This is a genomic window from Aidingimonas halophila (assembly GCF_900106955.1).
GTDB lineage: Bacteria > Pseudomonadota > Gammaproteobacteria > Pseudomonadales > Halomonadaceae > Aidingimonas > Aidingimonas halophila.
Genome location: NZ_FNNI01000001.1, coordinates 664,800 through 688,020, shown reverse-complemented (window position 1 = coordinate 688,020; position 23,221 = coordinate 664,800). Strand labels below are relative to the sequence as shown.

14 protein-coding genes and 1 riboswitch are annotated in these 23,221 nt (G+C 62.1%); of the genes, 9 read left to right on the top strand and 5 right to left on the bottom strand.

Annotation, left to right across the window (positions count from 1 at the left end; all coding sequences use genetic code 11):
• Window positions 1–98: 98 nt before the first annotated feature.
• The 4 genes from BLW01_RS03280 to recC all read right to left on the bottom strand — a co-directional run bounded on the left by BLW01_RS03280 (window position 99) and on the right by recC (window position 10,735).
• Complete coding sequence (locus BLW01_RS03280; protein WP_092568039.1) at window positions 99–734, bottom strand: hypothetical protein; 636 nt, start codon at window positions 732–734, stop codon at window positions 99–101.
• Between the two features lie 220 nt (window positions 735–954).
• Window positions 955–3,207: an exodeoxyribonuclease V subunit alpha gene (gene recD / locus BLW01_RS03275; protein ID WP_092568038.1), complete on the bottom strand. Its 2,253-nt coding sequence runs from the start codon at window positions 3,205–3,207 to the stop codon at window positions 955–957.
• Window positions 3,204–7,139 (bottom strand): exodeoxyribonuclease V subunit beta, encoded by a 3,936-nt coding sequence (recB, locus tag BLW01_RS03270; RefSeq protein ID WP_092568037.1) that lies wholly within the window; start codon window positions 7,137–7,139, stop codon window positions 3,204–3,206. The genes recD and recB overlap by 4 nt, the downstream gene beginning before the upstream one ends.
• Complete coding sequence (recC, locus tag BLW01_RS03265) at window positions 7,136–10,735, bottom strand: exodeoxyribonuclease V subunit gamma (protein ID WP_092568036.1); 3,600 nt, start codon at window positions 10,733–10,735, stop codon at window positions 7,136–7,138. Before recC ends, recB begins: the two co-directional genes overlap by 4 nt.
• Window positions 10,736–10,888: 153 nt before the next feature.
• Here recC and BLW01_RS03260 point away from each other — a divergent pair, with 153 nt between their 5' ends.
• The 8 genes from BLW01_RS03260 (at window position 10,889) to BLW01_RS03225 (ending at window position 20,633) form a co-directional block, all read left to right on the top strand.
• A complete protein-coding gene (locus BLW01_RS03260; RefSeq protein ID WP_092568035.1) occupies window positions 10,889–11,377 on the top strand; it encodes a metallophosphoesterase family protein in 489 nt (162 codons plus the stop codon).
• Window positions 11,378–11,506: 129 nt separating this feature from the next.
• Window positions 11,507–12,739: an MFS transporter gene (locus tag BLW01_RS03255; RefSeq protein ID WP_092568034.1), complete on the top strand. Its 1,233-nt coding sequence runs from the start codon at window positions 11,507–11,509 to the stop codon at window positions 12,737–12,739.
• Window positions 12,740–13,401: 662 nt separating this feature from the next.
• Window positions 13,402–14,223 (top strand): glycine/sarcosine N-methyltransferase, encoded by an 822-nt coding sequence (locus tag BLW01_RS03250; protein ID WP_092568033.1) that lies wholly within the window; start codon window positions 13,402–13,404, stop codon window positions 14,221–14,223.
• The gene (locus BLW01_RS03245) at window positions 14,216–15,070 is read left to right on the top strand and encodes an SAM-dependent methyltransferase (protein WP_217635476.1); all 855 of its coding nucleotides are present in this window, start codon (window positions 14,216–14,218) and stop codon (window positions 15,068–15,070) included. The genes BLW01_RS03250 and BLW01_RS03245 overlap by 8 nt, the downstream gene beginning before the upstream one ends.
• Before the next feature lie 121 nt (window positions 15,071–15,191).
• Window positions 15,192–16,349 (top strand): methionine adenosyltransferase, encoded by a 1,158-nt coding sequence (metK, locus tag BLW01_RS03240; protein WP_092568032.1) that lies wholly within the window; start codon window positions 15,192–15,194, stop codon window positions 16,347–16,349.
• A gap of 14 nt (window positions 16,350–16,363) precedes the next feature.
• A riboswitch (S-adenosyl-L-homocysteine riboswitch) is annotated at window positions 16,364–16,448 on the top strand.
• 23 nt (window positions 16,449–16,471) lie between these two features.
• Window positions 16,472–17,890 carry an adenosylhomocysteinase gene (gene ahcY / locus BLW01_RS03235; RefSeq protein WP_092568109.1) on the top strand — a complete coding sequence of 473 codons (1,419 nt, stop codon included), beginning with the start codon at window positions 16,472–16,474 and terminating at the stop codon, window positions 17,888–17,890.
• 154 nt (window positions 17,891–18,044) lie between these two features.
• Window positions 18,045–18,995 carry a methylenetetrahydrofolate reductase gene (locus BLW01_RS03230; protein ID WP_092568031.1) on the top strand — a complete coding sequence of 317 codons (951 nt, stop codon included), beginning with the start codon at window positions 18,045–18,047 and terminating at the stop codon, window positions 18,993–18,995.
• A 63-nt stretch (window positions 18,996–19,058) separates the two neighbouring features.
• Window positions 19,059–20,633 (top strand): bifunctional aminoglycoside phosphotransferase/ATP-binding protein, encoded by a 1,575-nt coding sequence (locus BLW01_RS03225; protein ID WP_092568030.1) that lies wholly within the window; start codon window positions 19,059–19,061, stop codon window positions 20,631–20,633.
• Between the two features lie 37 nt (window positions 20,634–20,670).
• On the opposite strand, the gene BLW01_RS03220 is transcribed toward BLW01_RS03225, so the two are convergent.
• Entirely contained in the window at window positions 20,671–21,351 is a 681-nt protein-coding gene (locus BLW01_RS03220; protein ID WP_092568029.1) for a hypothetical protein, read from the bottom strand.
• A 162-nt stretch (window positions 21,352–21,513) separates the two neighbouring features.
• On the opposite strand from BLW01_RS03220, the gene ilvD reads away from it, so the two are divergent.
• Window positions 21,514–23,208, top strand: a complete 1,695-nt coding sequence (gene ilvD, locus BLW01_RS03215; RefSeq protein ID WP_092568028.1) for a dihydroxy-acid dehydratase — start codon at window positions 21,514–21,516, stop codon at window positions 23,206–23,208.
• Window positions 23,209–23,221 lie beyond the last annotated feature (13 nt).

The window sequence follows — 23,221 nt, the reverse complement described above, 5'->3', positions numbered from 1 at the left end:
CTCGTTCACTTTTAATAGAGCGGTTTAACATGCAGAGCCTCCATCGTGGCTTTTACACGTATCACCCCACATCTACATCACGCCTTGATCCATTGTCATCACAGGGTCTCGGTTAACCAGCCTCGCTCCTTGAAGCGCTCAAAGGCCACGTTGTGCTTTCGTGCGTAGTATTTGGTCATCATGTTGTTGCTCACGATGTCGTCGTGCTCTTTGACGTAAAGTCTGAGTTGATTCAGGTGGCCGGCACCTACGCCAAAGCCATGAAATAGCCAGATCAAATGCATATCGGGCTCTTGAACATTTTCAACAGCATCTTTCTCCAATTCCCATTTCTCAAGCAGCACTCTTTCCCAGTGCCACTTTGGGATGAGTATATTGCTGATGATCTCATGAGCCGTGATATTATCGCCTAGCTGGGGAGCGTCAATAACGATGCTCTTCATGTGGCTTTCGAAGTCATGATCGACCTGCTCGATCATACGGCGAAGCTCGCTCTTGCGAGCTTGTCTTCTCAGTTCCTCGATCTGCTCCTGTTGCTGATGAAGTGTGCGCAGGAAGGCCACCAGAGATAGAAAAGCAATGAATGGCGTCATGATCCCGCCAAAGTAGATAGCAAAACTCTCGACCTCATGGCTCGTCAACTCGCCGAGTTGCGAGCCCTCGAAGAGCCAGAACCAGAGTCCCCCTACTAACAGAGTGGCGACGCCCCCTACGAGAATAAGCCAGCGTGTCATGTGTCCCCCTGCGTCCCTACTGCGTATTCTAATCGATTCTAGCGACTAGTCCTGTCGAATGCTGGCGACAGGAAGTGCCAATACTCCTTATGCAACCGTGATCTATAGTTTGCAGCAAGAAAATGGATGTCTGCTTTACTCCTCTTCTGTACTCATCTTCCAAGCGTTTTTACACAGCCTGGGCCGAAAGCCGACACCCCCGATTGAAGTGATATCAGCTTTATTGCAGCCTCCCCAACCCACTCACCCTGACGACGTTTCGTTGCACGGCGTCCTGCAGTATCCCGCGGCCACTCTCCACCAGCGTCAACCAGTGCCTGGCGCGGGTGATGCCGGTATAGATCAACTCACGGGTGAGGATGGGGTTGGGGGCATCCGGCAGTAGCAGGGCGGTGTGGGTAAATTCCGAGCCCTGAGATTTGTGCACGGTCATGGCGTAGACAGTTTCCACCGCTTGCAGGCGGCTGGGCAGTACCCATTTGATGGGCTTGCTCTGGTCGCCGGTGGGGAAGGCGACGCGCAGCACGTTGCGCTCCGGCTCATGGGGGTGCGGCAGGGCGAGGGTGATGCCGATATCGCCGTTCATCAGCCCCAGGCCGTAGTCGTTGCGGGTCACCAGCACCGGGCGGCCGAGGTACCACAGGCGCTTGCCTTCCATGGAGTCGATCAGCCCGTGGCGTTCCAGCGCCTGGCGGATGCGCTCGTTCAGCCCCTCGACTCCCCAGGGGCCGCGGCGCAAAGCGCAGAGGAGCTGGAAGCTGCCGTGGGCGTCGAGTACCGCCTGGGCCCAGCGATCGAAGGCATCCTGGGGGGCGGCCTGCGGCGGGCGTTGGTCGCGCAACGTGTCGAGATAGTGGCGGTAGCCCGTCGGCGGTGGCAGTGGCCGGCCCTTGAGCGTGCGGTCCTGGCCGGCATGGGGGAAGCCTTGCGGGTTGCCGTTGACCACCAGGGTGTCGAGGTCGCTGTCGGGGCCATTGCCGTGTTTTGCCGTGTGCAGGCGGAGGTGCGCCAGGTCGGCATAGCCGTGATCCAGGATCTGCTGCACGCTCCGGCGTTTCTCGCTGTCGGGCCGGTCGGCGTTGACGGCGCCGGCCAGTTGGCCGATGCCGCTATCGGCGTCGAAGCGGTGACTGACACGCAGCATGGCGATGGCCTGGTCCAGCGGCCGGCCGTCGGGATCGATGACGTCTGCCGGTGGGGTCTGGCCGGTAGCGGCTTGCAGCCAGTCGGCGGTGTCCGGTGTGTAGTGGCCGCCATCGGCGCGCGCGCACAGGTCGCCGAGGACCGAGCCAGCTTCCACCGAGGCGAGCTGGTCTTTGTCGCCGAGCAGGATCAGCCGGGCGCGGCCGGGCAGGGCGGTGAGCACCGCGGCCATCATCTCCACGTCGACCATCGAGGCTTCGTCGATCACCAGTACGTCGAGCGGTAGCGGATTGCCGGCGTGGTGGCGGAAATGGCGGGTGTCCGGCCGCGAGCCGAGCAGGCGGTGCAGCGTCGTCACCTCGGTGGGGATCTGCCGCCTGAGCGTCTCGGGCGCGTCGTTGAGTCCGGCCAGTGACAGCCCTTCCACTTGCCCGGCGATCGAGGCGTTGAGGCGCGCGGCGGCCTTGCCGGTGGGAGCGGCAAGGCGGATGCGTAGTGGGCGTTCACTCTCGCTCAAGGCCAGGGTCTGGAGCAGGGCGAGCAGTTTGACCACGGTGGTGGTCTTGCCGGTGCCGGGGCCGCCGGTGATGATCGCGAAGCGTGAGCGGGCGGCGAGGGCGCAGGCGGTTTGTTGCCAGTCGTAGGGTGTGTGGCTCGATGCCGGGAACAAGGTGGCGAGGATGGTGGCGAGGTCGGTGGTGTCAGCCGGGCGCCTGGCGGCGCCATCGCGGCTAAAGCCGCTCCCACAAGGGGGAGTGGTTCCTTCGGTGGCGTTGCCAGAGGGCCGCTTGGTGGCTCTATCGCGGCTGAGGCCGCTCCTGCACGATTCATCGGAGTCAGAAAGTCTAATAGCGATCCGTTCTCGGATATCCTGTTCGTATTGCCAGTAGCGGCGCAGGTAGAGGCGCGTGCCGTTGGCGTGGTCGATGGCGACCAGCGGGGTGTTGCCGGGGCCGCTGGCGACCAGCTCGGGATGGTTCAAGGCGGCTTGCCATTCGGCCAGCGTCAGGCCGTCGAGTACCTGGCTGGGCAGTGGCGGTGCGTCGCCGCCGTCGTCGCCTTCCGGGGGCAGCGAAAGGGCGAGATCGGGGGCGTCCAGGGTGTGGGCCAGCTCCAGGCACACGTGGCCACGGCCGAGCTGGTGGCTGGCCAGCGCGGCGGCCAGCAGCAGCGGTGCGGGGGCGTCCGGCACTTCGCGATGCAAAAAGTCGACGAAGGCACGGTCGAGGGCGCGCAGCCAACCGCGTTCCACCCATTGGTCGAGAAGGGCCAGCAGGGCATCGGGAATGGTGCGCGCCGTGCGAGCATCCTGAGTCGTGGCCGGTGTCATGCGCTGGCTCCTTCGGTGTCGCGGGTAGAAGGCGATGCCTGGAACAGGGCGTCGAGCCGTTCGATCAGTTCACGCGGTGGGCGTTCGCGATGCACGCCACGCGAGGGGGCATGCATGCCGCGCAGGAATACATAGGCGACGCCGCCCACGTGCCGCTCGTAATCGTAGTCCGGCAGGCGTGATTTGAGCAGCCGGTGCAGCGCCAGGGTGTAGAGCGCGTACTGCAGGTCGTAGCGTTTCTCGAGCACGGCGCCCGCCATGGCTTCCGGGGTGTAGGCGTCGTCGTCCGGTCCCAGATGGTTGGACTTCCAGTCGAGCACGTAATAGCGGCCCTCGTGTTCCACCACCAGATCGATGAACCCCTTGAGCATGCCGTTGAGGATATCGGTGTCGAGCGCCGGACGTGGGGCGCCGGGGAGTATGTAAGTACTTACAGGGGCGTCCAGTGCTCGGGTGTCGACGTCATGCGCGGCGAACCAGAATTCCATCTCCACCTGGTAGCGAGAGAGGCGGTCCAGGCGCAGCGAGGGACGTGTGCCGTCCGGTTGCTCGGGCAACGGCAGCTCGGTGGCCAGCAGGTTCCACAGCCAGCTCTCGAGGGCCGGAATCCACTGCTGCCAGCCGCGCAGGTTGGCGCGCCGCGCCAGGGTGTCGCTCAACGCGTCGGGTTGCTCTGGAAGTCGTTCGAAGCCTTGGTGGCCGGCCCATTCGAGCAGGCCGTGCAGGAAGGTGCCGGCGGCCGGCCCTCTCTGGAACTGGTGTAGTGAGCCCTCGCTTCGCTCGTTCACCGCAGGGCCAGGGGGTCCCTCGGTGAACTCGTCGCGTATTTCGCGGGCGGTGGCTTCCAGTGCGGTGGTGGGTTCCGCGTGGTCGCCGGTGAGTTGAAGGGCGTCGGTATCGTCCGCGTCGAGATCCACCAGTTCCGGCGCCAGAGCCTGTTGGCGAATGCCGGCTCGCAATGCCGAGTAGCTGGCGATCCACCAGTGCTCGCGAGCACGGCGTGCGGGCGTGCGCGCGGGTGCCAGGGGGGCCGTCTCGTCGACCCATGCCACGCGTCGTTCGCCGATCGGTGGCGCGTCTTCGACGGCGATGGCGTCGCAGTCGCCACGCAGGGTGTCGAGGGTGGCGCGCAGCGCCTGCGGCGCGATGGGCTCGCCGGCATTCAGCAGCTGGGCGATGGCGCTGTTCTCCAGCCCCTTGAGCGGGGCCAGACCGAGCCAGGTGGCGTGGCGGGCGCGGGTCAGCGCCACGTAGAGCTTGCGCAGGTCCTCGCCGAGGCGTTCGCGGTCGGCGCGGGCCAGGATGGTGTCGTCGGCGGTCAACGAGACGCGTGCGTTACCGTCATCGTCGTGCCAGCGCAACGGTGTGTCCTTGGCCTTGGTTTCGCGGTGTGCGCCAATGAAGGGCAGAAACACCAGCGGGTATTCCAGGCCCTTGGACTTGTGGATGGTGATCACCTGCACCAGGTCGGCATCGCTTTCCAGGCGCAGGCGGTGGGTGTCGTCCTGGCCCAATGGATTGGCGCGCGTCTCGGCGAGGTAACGAGTCAGGGCGTGTTCGCCATCGAGTTCCAGGCTGGTCTGTTGCAGCAATTCGCCCAGGTGGAGCAGGTCGGTAAGTCGTCGCTCGCCCTCCAGGGCATTGGCGGCGGTCAGCAGGCGGGTCGGCACCTGGAAGTCCGCCATCATCCGGCGCAGCATGGGCAGCACGCCCTGGCGTTGCCACAGGCGGTGATAGTCGCGGAACTGCAGGACCCGCGCTTCCCAGGCCAGCTCGTTGTGGTTCAACTCATCGAGCTCGGCGAGCGACAGCCCCAGGCTTGGCGAGGCCAGGGCGGCGCGCAGTGCGCGGTCGTCGTCGGGGGCGCTGGCGGCACGCAGCCAGGTTTCCAGTTCGCCGGCGGCGGGGCTTTCGAACACGCCTTCCTTGTCCGAGAGGTAGACGCTCTTGATCCCGCGCCGCGCCAGGGCGGTACGGATGGCGCGGGCCTCGCCGCCGTTGTTGACCAGCACCGCCAGATCGGAGGGTGCGAGCGGCGTGAAGCCATCGGGCGCAGTGAAGCCGACCCGCCCGGCCTGGGCGTCGCTCAGCAGTTCGGTCATATGGCTGGCGCAACGTTCGGCCATCTCCGCCAGGTAGGCGGTCTTGGCCAGCGGTTCCTCGGCATCAAGATGCCATAGCGTCAGCGCCGGCAGCGGCTGACCCTCGCGGGTGAGTGAGTCCTTGCGTCCCTTGGCGTTCACGCCCACGAACGGGACGGGATTGTCGCCGTTCGCATCGCGGAACAGGAACGCACCCTGGCCGCGTGGGTCGTCTTCGGCGTATTGGAAGCAGCGGTTGATCGCGTCGACCATCGGTCGGCTGGAGCGGAAGTTGGTGCCCAGCGTGACGTGGCGGCCGGCGGTATCGCGCCGGGCTTGCAGGTAGGTGTGGATATCCGCGCCACGGAAGGCGTAGATGGCCTGTTTGGGATCGCCGATCAAAAAGACGGCGCTGGCGTTCGTATCCTCGTCGGCATTCTGGGCCAGCCGGTAGACACGGTCGAAAAGCCGGTACTGGATGGGGTCGGTGTCCTGGAACTCGTCGACCAGCGCGACCGGGAACTGGCTGCGGATACGTTCGGCCAGGGTGTCGCCGGTCGGGCCGGCAAGTGCCCGGTCGAGATGGGTGAGCAGGTCGTGGGGGCCCATCTCGGCGCGACGCTGCTGAGCCTGCTCGCGGCGCTCGGCCATCCAGTGCACGGCATGGGCCAGCAGATCGGAATAGGCGTCGGGCAGAGAGTCCAATTCACTGGGTAGATCTTTGAACGCGGCAAAAGCGGGATGCTCTGGTGGGGACTCTTTCCATATTTCAGCGATCCCTTCCGGTGTCAGGCGTTTCCAGGCGGCATCGGTCAGTGCGGGCGAGACTTGACCTGGCGTGGTTGCCCACTCGCGCAGCGCACCCAGCCAGTTGTTGCGGTGATCCTTGCGCATCTTGTTGCCGGCGAATGCCTTGGCCTGTTGCCCTTCATCGAAAAGCTGGGCTAGTTCGTCGACCCACTCGGGCCATGGGGCCTTGAGTTCGTCGAGTCGGCGTTGTTGTTCTTTGCGTACCCGGGCCAGGCTGTCGGCCGGCGGTGGCGCCGTCGGCAGGGCTGCCGCGTCATCGCGGAGCCGGGCGACGGCAGCGTTCAGGGCGTCAGGTGTGTCCCAGTATTGTGTCACGATCTCCAGGTCGTCGCGCGACAGGGCGTAGTAGAAGCTGCGCCAGTAGTCGCGTGCCACCTCGAGCTCCAGTTCCGACTGGTCGGTCTCCAGGTTCAGCGAGAACAGGCTGCCGCTGTCGAAGGCGTGCTCGCGGAGCATGCGGTAGCACCAGCTATGAATGGTGGAGACGGCGGCCTCGTCCATCCATTCGGCGGCGAGTTGCAGGCGTCGGGCCATCGCCGGCCAGTTCTCGCGGGGATAGCTGTCGCGCAGAGCGATCAGCGGGTCCGTAGTGGCTCCGGGGGCAGGTCTCTGCAAGGGCGCTGTAAACCCATCCTTGGGCGCTACTTTTTCCATCCCTGGAAAAAGACCCTCGCTTCGACCAGCCCCCGGCTCGCCTTGGACATCTTCTGCGTCGATGGTACTGGCATCGGTTGGCGCGGCTTCGGGCGTCTGAAGAAAAACCTCGGCCGCTTCGACCAGCCGTGCCCGGATACGGTCGCGCAGTTCCTGGGTGGCGGCGTTGGTGAAGGTGACCACCAGGATCTCTGGCGGGGTCAGGGCACGCGGGAAACTCGCGGTGTCGTCGGGCGAGCGAGGGCCGAGCACCAGGCGCACGTAGAGCAGGGCGATGGTGAAGGTCTTGCCGGTGCCGGCGCTGGCCTCGATCAGGCGGCTGCCGGTCAGCGGCAGGCCGATCGGGTCGAGTGTCGGTGGCGTGTCGTCGTGATGCGCTTCGCTCATGACCGGCCTCCCTTGCCGCCGTTGCCCTTGTTGTTCGTCTTGACCTCGCCATGCAGCGGCGAATAGAGGCGTTCGGCCAGGTCGGCGAAGGCCTGGCCGTCGCTGTCTATCAGGGCCTGGAAGCTGCCCCATTGGCGCGCCAGGTAGGGATCGCGCTCCCATTCGCCGGCGTTGTAGGCATCGCCGTCGAAGGTTCTGCGGGCCGTCTCGAATGCCTTGATGTCCTCTTCCTCGGCGCTGGAAGCGAGGCAGCGGGACATGGCCTCCGGCGTGCCGTCTTTATCTACCCAGGCCAGGGCCGTGTCGCGGGCCAGGGGCAGCGGCGCGGCCATGCCGGCCTGCCAGGCAGTCGCGATCGCGTCCAGGTGAGCGCGGGCGGTGTCCGCCGGCAACGGTGGCAGGGTGCCTTCACCGGCACGCGAGAGTAGCTGGCTGGTCATCGGGCCGATGGCAAGCTGTGCGGCCAGGTGCGCGACCCACGGGCGCATCCAGTGCTTCCAGTTGTGTCGGCGGTTGTTGATCAGGCTGCTGGAGAGCAGCAGCACCCGGCAGTACTCGCCGCTTTCGTTCTCGCGCAGTTCGTCGAGCCAGTCCTCCAGCGCCAGTTCGCCGTGGGGTGTGGTCAAATTCAACGACACTGGCGCCGGTTCGGCGACGGCATGCGGCCACGCTTCCAGGACGTCCGCATAGCGTTCGAACAGTGTGTCCATCGGCTCGATCAGCGCCTCGCGCATGCGTTCGGCGAAGCCGCCCATGGCCAGGCGTCCCTGGCGCTGCAGTCGTTCCAGCGTCTCGAACATCGCCGCCTCGCGGGAGGCGCCGGCTTCCACGGCCTGGCGCTGGGCTGCGATCAGTTCGTGCTGTAGTTGCCAGTGTTCCAGGCCGTCCAGGGCGAAGGGTTCGTTGTCCAGGCGGTTGACCGCTTCCTGCTCGAGAAACACCTTGAGCCGGGTAGTGAAAAAGGCCTTGACCGGCTCGCTGAGAAAGCCGCCCAGTTGGGCGAGCGTGAGCGGTGTGTCCTGCTCGAACGGCTTCAAGGCGACTGCGTTCGTTACGCTTTGAGATGGGTCGAGGTCATGGCTCTCTCCCGCATGCACTTCCCGCCATTCGTGGGCATAGGTGAACAGCTCGCTGTGGCTCTCGAAGTAACGTCGGCTGAAGGGCTGCAAGGGGTGCTCGGTGGTCAGTGCCTCGAGTAGTTCGCTGCCGGCGTCTGCGTCCTGGTCGTGATCGGCCAGTCGCCAGCCGCGCGCCAGGTGATCGCGAAGCTGGCCGAGCAGTACCGAGGGGGGCTTCTCGGTGTTGTCGACGATACTGCGACCCACCCAACTGATGGTCAGGCGCTCGCGGGCCGAGAGCAGCGCTTCCAGGAACAGGTAGCGGTCGTCCTCGCGCCGCGAGCGGTCGCCGGGACGGTAGTCACGGCCCATCAGGTCGAAATCGAGCGGGGTCTGGGTGCGCGGGTAGTCGCCATCGTTCATGCCCAGCAGGCATACATGACGGAAGGGGATGGCGCGCATCGGCATCAGCGTGGCGAAGTTCACCGCCCCGGCCAGGAAGCGTTGCGACAGGCTGGCCTCGTCGATCTGGCCAAGCCAGTGCTCGCGCACCACGGAGAGCGGCAGTGGCTCGTCGAGTTCGGCTTCGGCAGCGCTCTCCTGCCAGCTTTCCAGCGCCTGTTCGAGCTGGGTGAGCAGCAGCATGTCGCGGTCGTCGAAGGCCGTGAAGCAGGCGGCCAGCAGATCACGCAGGCGTTGGCACCAGGTGGGCACGTCCGCCGGGGAGGCTAGCGTGCGCCACTGCGCCTCCAGGGTGTCGAGCAGGCTGACCAGCGGGCCGACCAATGTCGCTTCCAGACCGCCGATGTCGTCGTACGGTTCGATGTCGTGCCAGGGGCCTTCGCTGTCGGCGCCCACTGCGTAGCCCAGCAGCAGCCGTCGCAGGCCGAAGGCCCAGGTGTTCTGGGCCAGCCCGCCTGGCAGGTCGAGGCTGGCACGCTGTTCTTTATCCAGCCCCCAGCGGATGCCGGCGCCTTCGATCCAGCGTGTCAGGGTCGGCAGGTGGTGCTCGTCGATACCGAAGCGCTGGCGCACCGCCGGGACGTCGAGCAGGTCGAGCAGGTCGCTTACCGACAGGCGCAGCTCCGGCAGGTGCAGCAGTTTTTCCAGAGCGATCAGCAACGGCTGGCGATGGCGATTGGCCTGATCAGAGAGCGTGAAGGGAATGTAGTGCGGGTCGTCGCGGTCGAGCCGGCCGAAGACCGCCTGTACGGCGGCGGCGTAGCTGTCGATGTCCGGCACCATGACCAGGATGTCGCGCGGCTTGAGCGTGTCGTCCTCGCTGAACGCGGCCAGTAACTGGTCGTGAAGGATCTCGACCTCGCGCAGCGCGCTATGTGCGATATGGAAGCGCAGCGAGGTGTCGTGCGAGGGGTCCGCCGCCGGCCAGGTCTCAAGGGTCTCGTGTAGCGGGCGCAGTTCGCGGATGTCTTCCTGCAACTGGTGCAGCAGGCAGTCGTCGCCATGGGATTCGAACAGATCGATGCGCAGCGCTTCGCGCTCGAACAGGCTTTCATAGGCCTGGCGCTCGTCGAATTCGTCGAGCAGGCGCAGGTAATCACGCCCCTGCTTGCCCCAGGCGGCCAGCAGCGGCTGGGCGTGCAGGTGCATCTCGCTGTCGTCGAGACTCGCGGGCATGCCGGGCTTGGTGCGCTGGCGACGACGCTCGGCGCGCAGCAGATCCTTGTGCTCGATGATATCGGCCCAGTAGTGCTGGCAGGGGTTATGCACGCACAGCACCACCTGGCTGACCCGCGCCATGGCGGCCAGGGCTTCCAGGGTTTGCTGCGGCAGCGACGAAATGCCGAACACGATGACCCGGCGTGGCAGGCCGGCGGGACGTTGATCCGGTGTCAGCGCCCGGCCGGCGTCGAGAAAGCGGCGATGCACGGCGGCGCGGCTGGATTCCAGTCCCTGCGCGCCGACATCGTCGAGAAGGGTGCGCCACAGGATGGCCTGCCAGCGCTGGTCGTCGGCCAGCGGCGTGGCCTGGCCTCGGGCATCGATCAATACGTCGTTGCCTTCGGCCCAGGCGTCGAGCCAGTCGGCACGGTAGACCTGGTACTGGTCGAACAGGTCGGCCAGACGTTCGGCGAGCTGATGGCGCTTGCGCAGATCGCTGTCGTCTTCCAGGAAGCGGGCCAGCGGGGTGAAGGCGTCATCGGCGATCAGCTCGGGCAGCAGACGCATCAAGCGCCAGGTCAGGTGCGCCTTGTCGAATGGCGAGCTGGGCGGCACGGCATCCTCGCCGAGTACCGCTCGATAGGCCTGCCACAGGAAGCGTGCCGGCAGGGTCACGTCCAGCGAAGCCGCGATGCCGCAGCCACCCTGGGCCGGGTCCTCGGCCAGTGCCAGTTTCAGCCACTGGCTGATACCGTTGCTTTGTACCAGGATCACTTCGTTTTCCAGCGGTGCCAGTGGATGGCGCTTCATCCACTCCACCGCCAACTCGCGCAGATCCTCCAGGCGGTTGCCGTGCACCACCATGAAACCGGTCGGCAGAGAGTCATCCTGAGCGGTATCGGCGAACAGGGGCATGGCAATTCCTTCGCGGCAGGTAGTCGGGGCCTGGATAAGCAAGCTTACATGGTGCCGTAAAATGTTGAGGGGATAAACGCGGTTGGAACGTATCGGTCGGCACCTGCGTCAACGATGCTAGAGTGCGTAGACGGACACTGGCCGGATGGCGCGATGAACGTACCGACTTTCGATATCGACACCCCGGTCGGGGTGATCTCCGACACCCACGGCAAGCTGCGTGACGAAGCGCTGACCATGCTGGAAGACTGCGCGCTGATCCTCCATCTCGGTGATGTGGGAGGCAAGGTCGAGGACGAGGCGATCCTCGAACGCCTCGCCGAGCTGGCGCCGCTCTACAGCGTGCGTGGCAATATCGATACTCAAGCGTGGGCCGAGCGATTACCGATGACCCAGGACCTGATCGTCAACGGCCGGCGGCTGCACCTGGTGCACGATATCGCCGATTTCGACTCGGAAACGCTTTGCGATGCCGTACTCCACGGCCATTCCCACAAACCGCGTCACGAGTGGCAGAACGGTCGTCTGCTGTTCAACCCCGGCAGTGCCGGCAAGCGCCGCTTCAAGCTACCGATCACGCTCGGCAAGCTATGGGCCGGCGAGAGTGATTTGCGCGGCGCGATCTTGCATATACCGCTGTGACATCAACCGGGTGATCCCCGGTTACACACGTTTGTCTGATTTACAGTCGTTAATGTCGCCAACTACTGTCAAATGATCCGATCTGCAAGCGATTGGTCGGCTATTACATGATGAGGTGATGCGCCGGTTATGGAACGAACATCGGTGGGTGGGGCGGTCAACCGCGATCCCGAGGGGTGCTGGCGTGGCCTGGCGGTGTTGGCCAGCGCCAAGTTGCTGGCGATGACCACTTGGTTCTCGGCCACGGCGGTCGTGCCGCAACTCGAACAGCATTGGCAACTGGGGCCGGGGCAGTCGGCTTGGTTGACGATCGCGGTGCAACTGGGGTTCGTTCTCGGTGCGTTGGGCTCGGCATTGATGAGCCTGTCTGATCGCATGTCGCCTCGCCGGCTGATGCTGCTGGGGGCGGCAGGCGCGGCTGCAGTCAATGCGTTGCTGCTGGTGGCCGAGGGCTTCTGGCCGGCCATCGCCTTGCGCGTGGTCACCGGTGCCTGTCTGGCAGCCGTCTATCCGCCGGCGATGAAGGCGATGGCGACCTGGTTCCGCTTCAAGCGGGGCACCGCGTTGGGCATCATGGTCGGTGCCTTGACGTTGGGGTCGGCGGCGCCTCATCTCGTCAATGGCTTGGGTGGCCTGGACTGGAGGGTGGTGATCATCGCCACGTCCGTGTTGACCCTGACGGGCGGTTTGCTGGCCGAGTTCATCGGACGTGACGGCCCGTTTCCGTTTCCACGCGCGCCGTTCGATCCCGGCAAGGCCTGGCAGGCCTTCACCGATCGCAAGGTGTTGCTGGCGTCGCTGGGCTACTTCGGTCATATGTGGGAACTCTATGCCATGTGGGCATGGTTCTCGGTCTTCTTTACCCATGTGCTGGCGACACACGACATCGCCGATCCCGGACGCTGGGCGGCCTATGCCACCTTCGCCGTGATCGGCATCGGTGCGGTGGGCTGTCTCGTGGGCGGCCTGTTGGGCGATCGCTGGGGGCGGGCCAAGGCGACATCGTTGGCGATGGGGCTCTCCGGTGGTTGCGCGCTGATCATCGGGTTCCTGTCCGGCGCGCCCATCGCGCTGGTACTGGCGGTGGGGTTGATCTGGGGATTCTGGGTCGTGGCGGATTCGGCGCAATTCTCGACGCTGGTGACGGAAGTCGCCGATCAGAGCTATGTCGGCACTGCGCTGACGTTGCAACTGGCCATCGGCTTTACCCTGACGGTGCCGACGTTATGGCTGATCCCGATCGTCGCCAATGCCCTGGGATGGGGCGCCGCCTTCGCCTTGCTCGCCATCGGGCCTGCCCTGGGGATCGCTGCCATGCTGGGAACTCGTGAGGCTGATCGCGCCAGGCTCGAACCGTCATGAAAGAATCATGGCTTCTACTGTGATTCAACGTATCGAAAAGAGCGCCTTGTCGATGCGCTCTCATCCCGCCACCAGGACGGGAAACATGAGTCAAACGCTGCTTGTTCATGAAAATTATTCAAGCCGTGTGAATGGCTCTGGCAAGGCGGTTTGCGCGATCTGACCACCACTGCGAGACCGTCTTCGTTCGAACGATATCACCAAATCGTATTTGCAATGCCTGCGCTAATGCCACTAGGGTTACTAGCCGTAGCGCGACAAAAAAAGATTTCAGCGCGACAGAGTATGGCTCCGTTCAGGGTTGCTTGGCGATCGAGTTTGGTATCGCCGTAGGGCCTACACATCAGCGGAGTTCGAGTACGCCGCAATTCGCCGCTCCTTGCGAAAGGAAGGCGTAACCAACGCGATCGACAATCGCGACAGACGAAGATCAGGCATCGCTATAGGCGAGAGTACGGCTGATACCGTGCTGCATGAATCGCCGGGGCGAGTACGTCCTTGAGAATCGACTGCTCGACATGATGCAACAGTGTCCCCGGTAGGACAGGTGCTCTTCCGTGAGTGCCCAGGTCCAGTGCGCCTATTTTCCTGGTCTCGGTCACTGCAGGTGGCTACCCCGTTGCCTGCAGGTGGTGAATTTTTCAACCACGACAGGGGGATATATGGACGCAGTTCAATCAAAAGAGCGACAGGATTTCGGAGAAGACCCGGTAGCTTGTCGTGAAACCAGTCACTACCAGGATGAGTACATCGAGGGATTCGTCGACAAGTGGGACGAACTGATCGACTGGAAGAACCGAGCCAAGAGCGAGGGTGACTTCTTCATCGAATTGCTCAAGGAGCGGGGTGCCACGAGGATTCTCGATGCAGCCACCGGCACCGGTTTCCACTCGGTGCGGCTGGTCGAAGCCGGATTCGAAGTGGTCAGTTGTGACGGCAGCCCGGAAATGCTGGTAAAAGCGTTCCAGAATGGCCAGCAGTGGGGACATATCCTGCGGACCGTGCAAGTCGACTGGCGCTGGCTCAACCGGGACGTTCACGGTCATTATGATGCCATCATCTGCCTCGGCAACTCCTTCACCCACCTCTTCTCGGAACATGACCGCCGCAAGGCGCTCGCCGAATTCTACGCCACCCTCAAGCACGACGGCATACTGATCCTGGATCAGCGCAACTATGATGCGATGCTCGACGTCGGCTACTCCAGCAAGCACACCTACTACTATTGCGGCTCCAATATCTCCGTCTATCCGGAGCATATCGACGACGGTCTGGCCCGTTTCCGCTACAACTTCCCGGACGACTCCACGTACTACCTGAACATGTATCCGTTGCGGAAGGACTATACCCGTCGCCTGATGAAGGAAGTCGGCTTCCAGCATGTGGATACCTACGGGGACTTCCAGGAAACCTACCGTGATGCCGAACCCGACTTCTTCATTCATGTGGCTCACAAGGCATATCAGGAGACCGATGATGAATAAGGTGATGGAAAAGGCTTACACGGCCGCGGACGAGACGGCTCGCGAGTATTACAACAGCGACGATGCCGATAATTTCTACTTCCACGTCTGGGGTGGCGAGGACATCCACGTCGGCCTGTACCGCGACGACAAAGAGCCGGTCTATGACGCCAGTCGTCGGACGGTGGCTCAGATGGCGGCTCGCTTACCGAAGCTGGATGCCACTACCCAGGTCTTGGATATCGGCGCCGGTTATGCTGGGTCCGCGCGGTATCTCGCTCACGAGTACGGTTGTTCGGTGACCGCTCTGAACATCAGTGAGAAAGAGAACGAGCGCGGTCGTGAAAAGAACCGCCAGCAGGGCGTGGACGACCGGGTGGAGATCATCGACGGCAGTTTCGAGGACATTCCCTTCGATAACGAATCGTTCGATGTCGTCTGGTCCCAGGATGCCATTCTGCACAGCGGCGATCGCGAGCGCGTGCTCGAAGAAGCCGTACGTGTTCTACGCCCGGGCGGTCATCTCATCTTTACCGATCCCATGCAGGACGATGAATGTCCTCGCGAGGCGTTGGAGCCGATTCTGGCACGAATTCATCTCGAGACCCTCGGCTCGCCTGGGTTCTATCGGGATACGCTTCGTCGCCTGGGGCTCGAAGAGCAGGACTTCGATGATCACTCCGACATGATCGCGATGCACTATGGACGCATTCATCAAGTCTTGAGCGAACATGAGGATGACGTCGGTCAGCACGTGAGTCGTGGCTATATCGACCGCATGAAGCATGGGCTTCAGCACTGGGTCGAAGGTGGTCAGCGCGGCAATCTGCGTTGGGGCATCTTCCATTTCCGCAAGCCTGCGCAGTAAGGCTCGACACGTAAATTGGTGGGCGGCAATGGAGTGTGATAACTGCCCTTGCCGCTCCTGACTTCACCTTTGTCATGCTGCACAAGCGTTACGACGCGACACGAAAAGGAGAATCGAATCAATGAGTACACGTCTTTTTACCTCCGAATCGGTGTCCGAGGGGCATCCGGACAAGCTGGCGGATCAGGTTTCCGATGCGATCCTCGACGCGGTTCTGGCTGAGGACAAGTACGCCAAGGTGGCTTGTGAAACCTTGGTCAAGACCGGTCTCGCCATTATCTCCGGCGAACTGACGACAACCGCCAACATCGATTATGAAGACCTGGTTCGGCGCACCATCAACGATATCGGTTATGACAATCCCGATGTCGGTTTCGATGGCGATCTCTGCGCCGTCATCAATGCCATCGGTAAGCAATCACCGGATATCGCCCAGGGCGTGGACCGCAGCAAGCCGGAAGACCAGGGCGCTGGTGACCAGGGCATGATGTTCGGCTATGCCTGTAATGAGACGGACGTTCTCATGCCGGCACCGATCACCTATTCGCATCGCCTGGTCAAGCGCCAGAGCGAATTGCGCCGTAGCGGTAAGCTCGACTGGCTCCGTCCTGATGCCAAGAGCCAGGTGACCTTCCGTTACGAGGACGGCAAGCCGGCGGGTGTCGATGCGGTGGTCCTGTCCACCCAGCATGCCGACTCGGTTTCCGCGAGCCAGATCAAAGAAGCCGTCATGGAAGAGATCATCAAGCCGGTGCTGCCCGACGAATGGCTTGATCGTGGCACCCGCTTCCATATCAACCCGACCGGTAACTTCGTGATCGGTGGTCCCGTTGGCGACTGTGGCCTTACCGGACGCAAGATCATCGTTGATACCTATGGTGGTATGGCGCGTCACGGTGGTGGTGCCTTCTCCGGCAAGGACCCCTCCAAGGTCGACCGTAGTGCCGCCTACGCCTGCCGCTATGTCGCCAAGAACATCGTGGCCGCCGGGCTGGCCGACAAGTGCGAGATCCAGGTTTCCTATGCGATCGGCGTGGCCGAACCGACGTCGGTATCCGTCGATACCTTCGGCACCGGCAAGATCCCCGAGCCGAAGCTGGAAGAGCTGACTCGTGAGTTCTTCGACCTCCGCCCGTACGGCATCCTGCGGATGCTGGACCTGCAACGTCCGATCTACCAGGGAACGGCGTCCTATGGCCACTTCGGTCGTGAGGATGATGCCTTTACCTGGGAGCGTACCGACCGGGTCGAACAGCTCAAGTCTGCCGCAGGCATCTAAAACCATCGGGGGACTGCACCGAGGAGCGCTGCAGCTGGTACGAACCGGCAAGGCTCGGTCGCAGAAGTCGACCCCACATAACAACGGCGCTCGGATTTCATTTTCAGTTACGGAGTGAAACCATGAACGCTGTCGCAGAAGCACTAAAAGATGATTTCAAGGTCGCCGACCTGTCGCTGGCCGACTGGGGACGCAAGGAAATCAAGATTGCCGAGACCGAAATGCCCGGTCTCATGGCCCTGCGTGAGAAGTATGGCACCGATAAGCCGCTGAAAGGAGCCAAGGTTGCCGGCTCGCTGCACATGACCATTCAGACGGCTGTCTTGATCGAGACCCTCAAGGCGTTGGGTGCCGATGTCCGTTGGGCGTCTTGCAACATCTACTCCACCCAGGACCATGCCGCTGCCGAAATCGCGCGTTCCGGCACGCCGGTCTTCGCCTACAAGGGCGAAACCACCGAGGAGTACTGGGAGTTCACCCATGCCATCATGGATTGGCATGATGGCGGTACGCCGAACATGATTCTCGACGATGGTGGCGATGCCACGACGGTCGTGACGCTGGGCGCCAAGGCGGAAAAGGATCCGTCCGTGCTCGAGAATCCCGGCAGTGACGAGGAACGCGCCCTGTTCGCCGCCATTCGCAAGCGTCTCAAGGAGAAGCCGGCGGGCTATTATCAGAAGCTGCAGGACGCCATCCTGGGTGTGACCGAAGAAACCACCACCGGCGTCAACGGCCTGTACCATCTGGCACGCAACAATGAGCTGCCGTTCCCGGCGATCAACGTCAACGATTCCGTGACCAAGTCCAAGTTCGATAACCTCTATGGTTGCCGCGAATCGTTGGTTGACGGTATCAAGCGTGCCACCGACGTGATGGTGGCCGGCAAGATCGCCGTCGTGGCCGGTTATGGTGATGTCGGTAAAGGGTCGGCGCAGAGCCTGCGTGGTCTTGGTGCCACCGTCTGGGTCACCGAGATCGATCCCATCTGCGCCCTGCAGGCGGCAATGGAAGGGTTCCGTGTCGTGACCATGGACGAAGCCGCCGACAAGGCCGATATCTTCGTCACCGCGACCGGTAACTATCATGTCATCACTCACGAGCACATGCAGGCCATGAAGGACGAGGCCATCGTCTGCAACATCGGTCACTTCGACAACGAGATCGATGTCGCCAGCCTGCGCCAGTACGAGTGGGACAACATCAAGCCGCAGGTGGATCACATCACCTTCCCCGACGGCAAGAAGATCATCATGCTTGCCGAAGGACGTCTGGTGAACCTCGGTTGCGCTACCGGTCACCCGAGCTTCGTGATGTCCAACAGCTTCACCAACCAGGTGCTGGCCCAGATGGAGCTGTTCAACAACAAAGGGGAGTACAAGAACGACGTATACATGCTGCCCAAGCATCTGGACGAGGAGGTTGCACGGTTACACCTCGAGAAGATCGGGGCCAACCTGACTCCGCTCGACCAGGTACAGGCAGACTATATCGGCGTACCGGTCACAGGCCCGTTCAAGCCTGAGCACTACCGCTACTGAGGTGACGACGGCATCGGACTGCGCACGGGGTGCCTCCTCGTGTGCGGTTGTCTGATGCCGGATGTCTTCCGTCCGAGGCATTCTCCCGCCCGGTATTGGCCGACGCCATGGTGGGTGGGAGATGTTGTCAAAATATCAGGAGAGGAAATACCTGATGAATAGCTTGGTAAGTCGCTCAGCAGCCCCTTCCGAGCTCGTTCTCGAAGCCGTGCCTCCGGAAATCCAACAGGGGGAACGAGGGATCGAGGCAGCTCTGGAGAAGGTTGAAGGACTTCACCGGGAAGTCGGTCTCGATGCCGTCAATATCCCGGAGATCCGGGAAGAGAGTTCCAAGAGCAGCAAGGGAGAACGGCGCAAGCCCTTCGCTCCCCGGGTGGAACCTCGAGTGTTGGCCCATCGCATCCAGGAACAGTTGGGTGTGCCCTGCATTATCAATCGTGTTGTCGTTCATCTCGAACGTGAGCGCCAACTCGACTGGTTTCGTGAGACCCACGAAGACTATGGCGTCAATCGTGTCGTCCTGGTCGGTGGAGAACGTAGTGATCGGCAGTATCCCGGACCCTCCGTTCCCGAGGCCACAAGGCTGTTGAAGGATCGGCCCGATGCGCCTGATATCGAGGTCGGGAATATCTGTATTCCATCCCGCCCCGATGAAGCCGCTCGGATGAAGCGAAAGATCGCTTCCGGTGCGGACTTTTTTACCACCCAGGTCATCTTTCACGCCGATGAAGTCACATCGCTCCTGGACAGTATCGGCACCGATGTCGGTTCCTCCAGGACGCCTGCTATTTTGATATCACTCGCTCCGGTACGTTCCGAGCGCAATATTCGTTTTCTGCACTGGCTTGGTGTCAATCTGTCCAATGACCTGGAGAACTGGCTGATCAGCGATCCGGAGGCGGTGACCGAGCGATCTCTGTCCCATATCGGGGATGTCTGGAGAGACATTGCCGAGCATGCCGCCGAGACGGCATCGCCATTTCCGATCAGTGCCAACCTGGCACCGATTGGACGGATACCCGCTGCGACGACGATTTCGCTGGCCCGCACGCTGCGCGAGCACCGCATTCATGCTCCACGGGCCATGGGAAGTGTGCTGACCTGATCCGTGGTCAGCGCGTATCATTCCCTTCGCGTTGCGAGCCCGACGATAAAGGAAACCGCCATCATGAGCTCTGAATTGCTTCAAGCATTGCAAGACCCGCAATGCTACGACCACCCGGTCGAATCGTTCTCTTTATATGAGACCCATATATCCTGGGTACTGCTCACCGGGGAGTATGTCTACAAGATCAAGAAGCCCGTGGATTTCGGGTTCCTGAACTTTTCGACGCTGGACCGGCGCAAGCGGTTCTGCGAAGAAGAGATTCGCTTGAACAAGCGTCTCGCTTCTGCGCTGTATGTCGATGTGGTCCCGGTGACGGGCACGCCCGAATCGCCTCGTCTCGGCGGAGATGGCGAGCCGTTCGAGTATGCGATTCGCATGCGTCAGTTCGACAATACCCAGATGCTGGACAAACTGCACGAGGAAGGGCGACTGACGGAAGCGCACATGGATGAATTGGCCGACCAATTGGCCGATTTTCATGAGTCGCTACCCTCCACGCAAGGCGAATGTGGCACGCCCGAAGCGGTGCGTGCGGATGCCGAGCAGAATTTCGAGCAGATCCGCCCGCTGCTGGAAGACCAGGCGCAACTGGATCAACTCGATCGGCTGTCTGCCTGGAATGACAAGACGTTCAAGCAACTCGAGTCGCATATCTCTCACCGCCATCAAGAGGGCTATGTCCGGGAGTGCCACGGTGATCTGCACCTGGCCAATATCACGCTCTACAATGGCCGTGCCACGGTATTCGACTGCATCGAATTCAGCGATGGGCTGCGCTGGATCGATACCTGTAACGACCTGGCGTTCCTGCTGATGGATCTCGAGTTCCGCGATGCGCCGGAACTGGCCAATCGCGTTCTCAACCGCTACCTCCAGCTAAGTGGCGATTATGACTGCCTGCCGCTGATGGATTACTACAAGGCCTATCGAGCCACTGTGCGTGCCAAGATTGCCTTGTTCACTCGCGGCAATCCCGACCTCAGCGACGAGGAAAAACAGGCATTACTGGATAAATACCAGGCCTATATCAATCTGGCCGAGCAGTATGCCGAGCAACGTCAGCGGTACTTGCTGGCAACCACCGGATTGTCGGGCAGCGGCAAGAGCTGGGTGAGTCAACATCTTTCCCAGTCATTGAACCTGATCTGGTTGCGTTCCGATATCGAACGCAAGCGGCTGTTCGGCCTCAAGCCGATGGATAACAGCCATGCACAGCCTGAGTTGAATATCTATACCCCCGAGGCCTCGCGTGAGACCTATCAGCGTCTGGCAACGCTGGCCGACAGTGCGTTGCAAGCCGGTTATCCGGTGATCTTGGACTCCGCCGCACTGCATCAGGCGGAGCGCGACCAGTTGGTCCGGGTGGCCGCTTCGCGTGATCTGCCCTATCTGTTGCTGGACTGTAAAGCACCGGAGTCGGAACTCCGTCAGCGCTTGAAGCACCGTGGCAAGACCGAGGCCGATCCCTCCGAGGCCGATGAAACCGTCATGGAAAAGCAGCAGACCGCGGCGGAACCCTTGTCTGCGGAAGAGAGCGACTACAGCCTGGACGTGGATACCACGGTACCGGGCGTTGAGACCGAACTGGCAGGCCTGATTCGGGAACGGGTTGCCGCCGAACCGGTACCGGCCTGATCTCTGCTGATATCGGGGAGGCCGGCCTACTCGCCGTCTAGGCGTTGTGCCAGGCGGTCTCCCAAAGCTGCAACACCGGCTCCAGCTCACCTTCATGAAGAATCAGCAAGGTGGGCTGGTCCTGTCCGCTTTCCGCCGGTGTGACAACGGCAAATTCGCCTTCCTCCAGATGAAACTCGTGGATCTCGAATTCACCCTCCGCCGTGCTGCAACGCGTGGAGCGGTAGCTCTCGTCCTCACCATAGGTCAGACGGTGGTACATCTTGAACAAGGTGTATAAATACAATCCTCGTTCGAACGTCGGCCACTGGGCAGGGCGCTGGGCGATGTCGTCGTCGAGTGCGGCGCCTTGTCGTCTAGCGTGAGCGATGGCGTCATCACGGGGTTGCGCAATGAGTGAGTCATCGTCCTCGGGAAACGGCTCGATACGTTCGATGGCCTGATGGTAGCGCCGGAATACCTCATGAACGTCATCCAGTGCCGTGACATCATGGTCGCTATGGCGCAGGTCGACGGGATCGTCGTTACCATTTTCCCAGCCGTGAATGACCCGCAAAATCAGCCTTTGTTGTTGCATGGGCTGTTCGAGCAGCGCACGTAACGCGATCTTCAAGTGTAACTGGCGCTCTGGGACGTCGTTGTCGAAGGCCTGGTAGGGCTCGTTGAAAATCGTGTTCAAGCGACCCGGAACATGTTCCTTGGCTTCTGTATACGGCATGACTTATCTCGAGGGTTGCGTGAGGAAGTCCAACTTGTCTTGTTCAAGAGCAATGAAACCACGAAGTCGCTTTGACAGCTACCATCGGCGCGTCGATCATGGCTTGCTATCCAACCGCGCTACAATGATGTTCGTGACTGAGTCTTGAGGAGCTAGCTTGCCATGAGCGATGAACAACAGGATCCCCGTCGTCGTTATTCCGCACCGGTCGTCGATGGGCTGGGAAAATCGGCCAGTCGTGCCATGCTGCGTGCCGTGGGCTTTACCGATGAAGATTTCACCAAGCCCCAGGTCGGTATCGCCTCGACCTGGAGTCAGGTCACACCCTGCAATAGCCATATCGGCGGCCTGGCCGAGGCGGCTTGCGGTGGGGCAGATCAGGCGGGTGGTAAAGGGGTGATCTTCAATACCATCACCATTTCTGACGGTATCGCCAATGGCACGGAGGGCATGAAGTACTCACTGGTGTCGCGTGAGGTGATTGCCGACTCGATCGAGACCGTGGCCGGCTGTGAAGGCTTCGATGGATTGGTCGCCATCGGTGGCTGCGACAAGAACATGCCAGGGTGCATGATGGGGTTGGCTCGTCTGAACCGCCCGAGTGTCTTCGTTTATGGCGGTACCATCCTGCCCGGTGAGGGCCACACCGATATCGTCTCGGTCTTCGAAGCCATGGGGGCCTATACCAAGGGCGACATGGATCTGATCGAGGTCCAGCAGATCGAAAAAACCGCGATTCCCGGTCCCGGGTCGTGTGGTGGCATGTACACCGCCAACTCCATGGCTTCGGCCATCGAGGCCCTGGGCATGAGCCTGCCGGGCAGTTCGGCTCAGAACGCCGTCTCACAACAGAAGCGTGACGACTGCGAGGCGGCGGGTGCAGCGGTACTCAAACTGCTTGAACATGACATCAAGCCATCGGACATCATGACACGGGAGGCATTCGAAAATGCCATTACTGTGGTGATTGCGCTGGGCGGCTCGACTAATGCCGTTCTGCACCTGATCGCCATGGCCAATACGATCGGCGTCGACTTGTCGATCGAGGACTTCACACGCATCGGCAAGCGGGTGCCGGTCCTGGCCGATCTGCGTCCCAGCGGCCACTACATGATGAGTGAGCTGGTAGAGATCGGTGGGATTCAACCGCTGATGAAGATGCTGCTGGACGCCGGGATGTTGCATGGCAGTTGTCTGACCGTGACCGGCAAGACGCTGGCCGAGAACCTGGCCAATGTCGCTCCGTATCCGGAAGGCCAGCGTATCATCGCGCCCCTGGATCAGCCCCACAAAAGTGAAAGCCATTTGCGTATCCTGCACGGCAACCTGGCACCGGAAGGTGCCGTGGCCAAGATTACCGGCAAGGAAGGCACACGGTTCACAGGCCGGGCCAGGGTCTTCGGTTCGGAAGAGGAAGCTCAGGCACGCATCAATGATGGCACCGTCGTCGCCGGTGATGTGCTGGTCATCCGTTACGAAGGCCCGCGTGGCGGTCCTGGCATGCGCGAAATGCTGACACCGACCTCGGCGATCATGGGGCGCGGTCTGGGCAGCGAGGTGGCATTGATCACCGATGGTCGCTTCTCGGGGGGGAGCCATGGTTTCGTCGTTGGGCACGTATCTCCGGAGGCGTTCGATGGTGGGCCGATCGCCCTGGTCGAGGATGGTGACACCATCACCATCGACGCGGAAGCCGATACCATGGATGTGCATCTCAGTGACGAGGAGTTGATGCGACGCCGTGCGGCCTGGCAACGACCGACGCCGCGTTATTCGCGGGGCGTGCTGGCCAAATACGCCAGAACGGTGAGCTCGGCGTCCCGCGGGGCGGTCACCGACATTCCCGAAGACATGTGAAGCCATACCGGCA

Bases quoted from the DNA above. Each gene is read 5' to 3' on its own strand.
- BLW01_RS03230 (WP_092568031.1), top strand. From the start codon at position 18,045: ATGAATAGCTTGGTAAGTCGCTCAGCAGCCCCTTCCGAGCTCGTTCTC.
- BLW01_RS03245 (WP_217635476.1), top strand. From the start codon at position 14,216: ATGAATAAGGTGATGGAAAAGGCTTACACGGCCGCGGACGAGACGGCT.
- ahcY (WP_092568109.1), top strand. From the start codon at position 16,472: ATGAACGCTGTCGCAGAAGCACTAAAAGATGATTTCAAGGTCGCCGAC.
- recB (WP_092568037.1), bottom strand. From the start codon at position 7,139: ATGAGCGAAGCGCATCACGACGACACGCCACCGACACTCGACCCGATC.
- BLW01_RS03280 (WP_092568039.1), bottom strand. From the start codon at position 734: ATGACACGCTGGCTTATTCTCGTAGGGGGCGTCGCCACTCTGTTAGTA.
- recD (WP_092568038.1), bottom strand. From the start codon at position 3,207: ATGACACCGGCCACGACTCAGGATGCTCGCACGGCGCGCACCATTCCC.
- BLW01_RS03225 (WP_092568030.1), top strand. From the start codon at position 19,059: ATGAGCTCTGAATTGCTTCAAGCATTGCAAGACCCGCAATGCTACGAC.
- BLW01_RS03255 (WP_092568034.1), top strand. From the start codon at position 11,507: ATGGAACGAACATCGGTGGGTGGGGCGGTCAACCGCGATCCCGAGGGG.
- BLW01_RS03260 (WP_092568035.1), top strand. From the start codon at position 10,889: ATGAACGTACCGACTTTCGATATCGACACCCCGGTCGGGGTGATCTCC.
- ilvD (WP_092568028.1), top strand. From the start codon at position 21,514: ATGAGCGATGAACAACAGGATCCCCGTCGTCGTTATTCCGCACCGGTC.
- metK (WP_092568032.1), top strand. From the start codon at position 15,192: ATGAGTACACGTCTTTTTACCTCCGAATCGGTGTCCGAGGGGCATCCG.
- BLW01_RS03250 (WP_092568033.1), top strand. From the start codon at position 13,402: ATGGACGCAGTTCAATCAAAAGAGCGACAGGATTTCGGAGAAGACCCG.
- BLW01_RS03220 (WP_092568029.1), bottom strand. From the start codon at position 21,351: ATGCCGTATACAGAAGCCAAGGAACATGTTCCGGGTCGCTTGAACACG.
- recC (WP_092568036.1), bottom strand. From the start codon at position 10,735: ATGCCCCTGTTCGCCGATACCGCTCAGGATGACTCTCTGCCGACCGGT.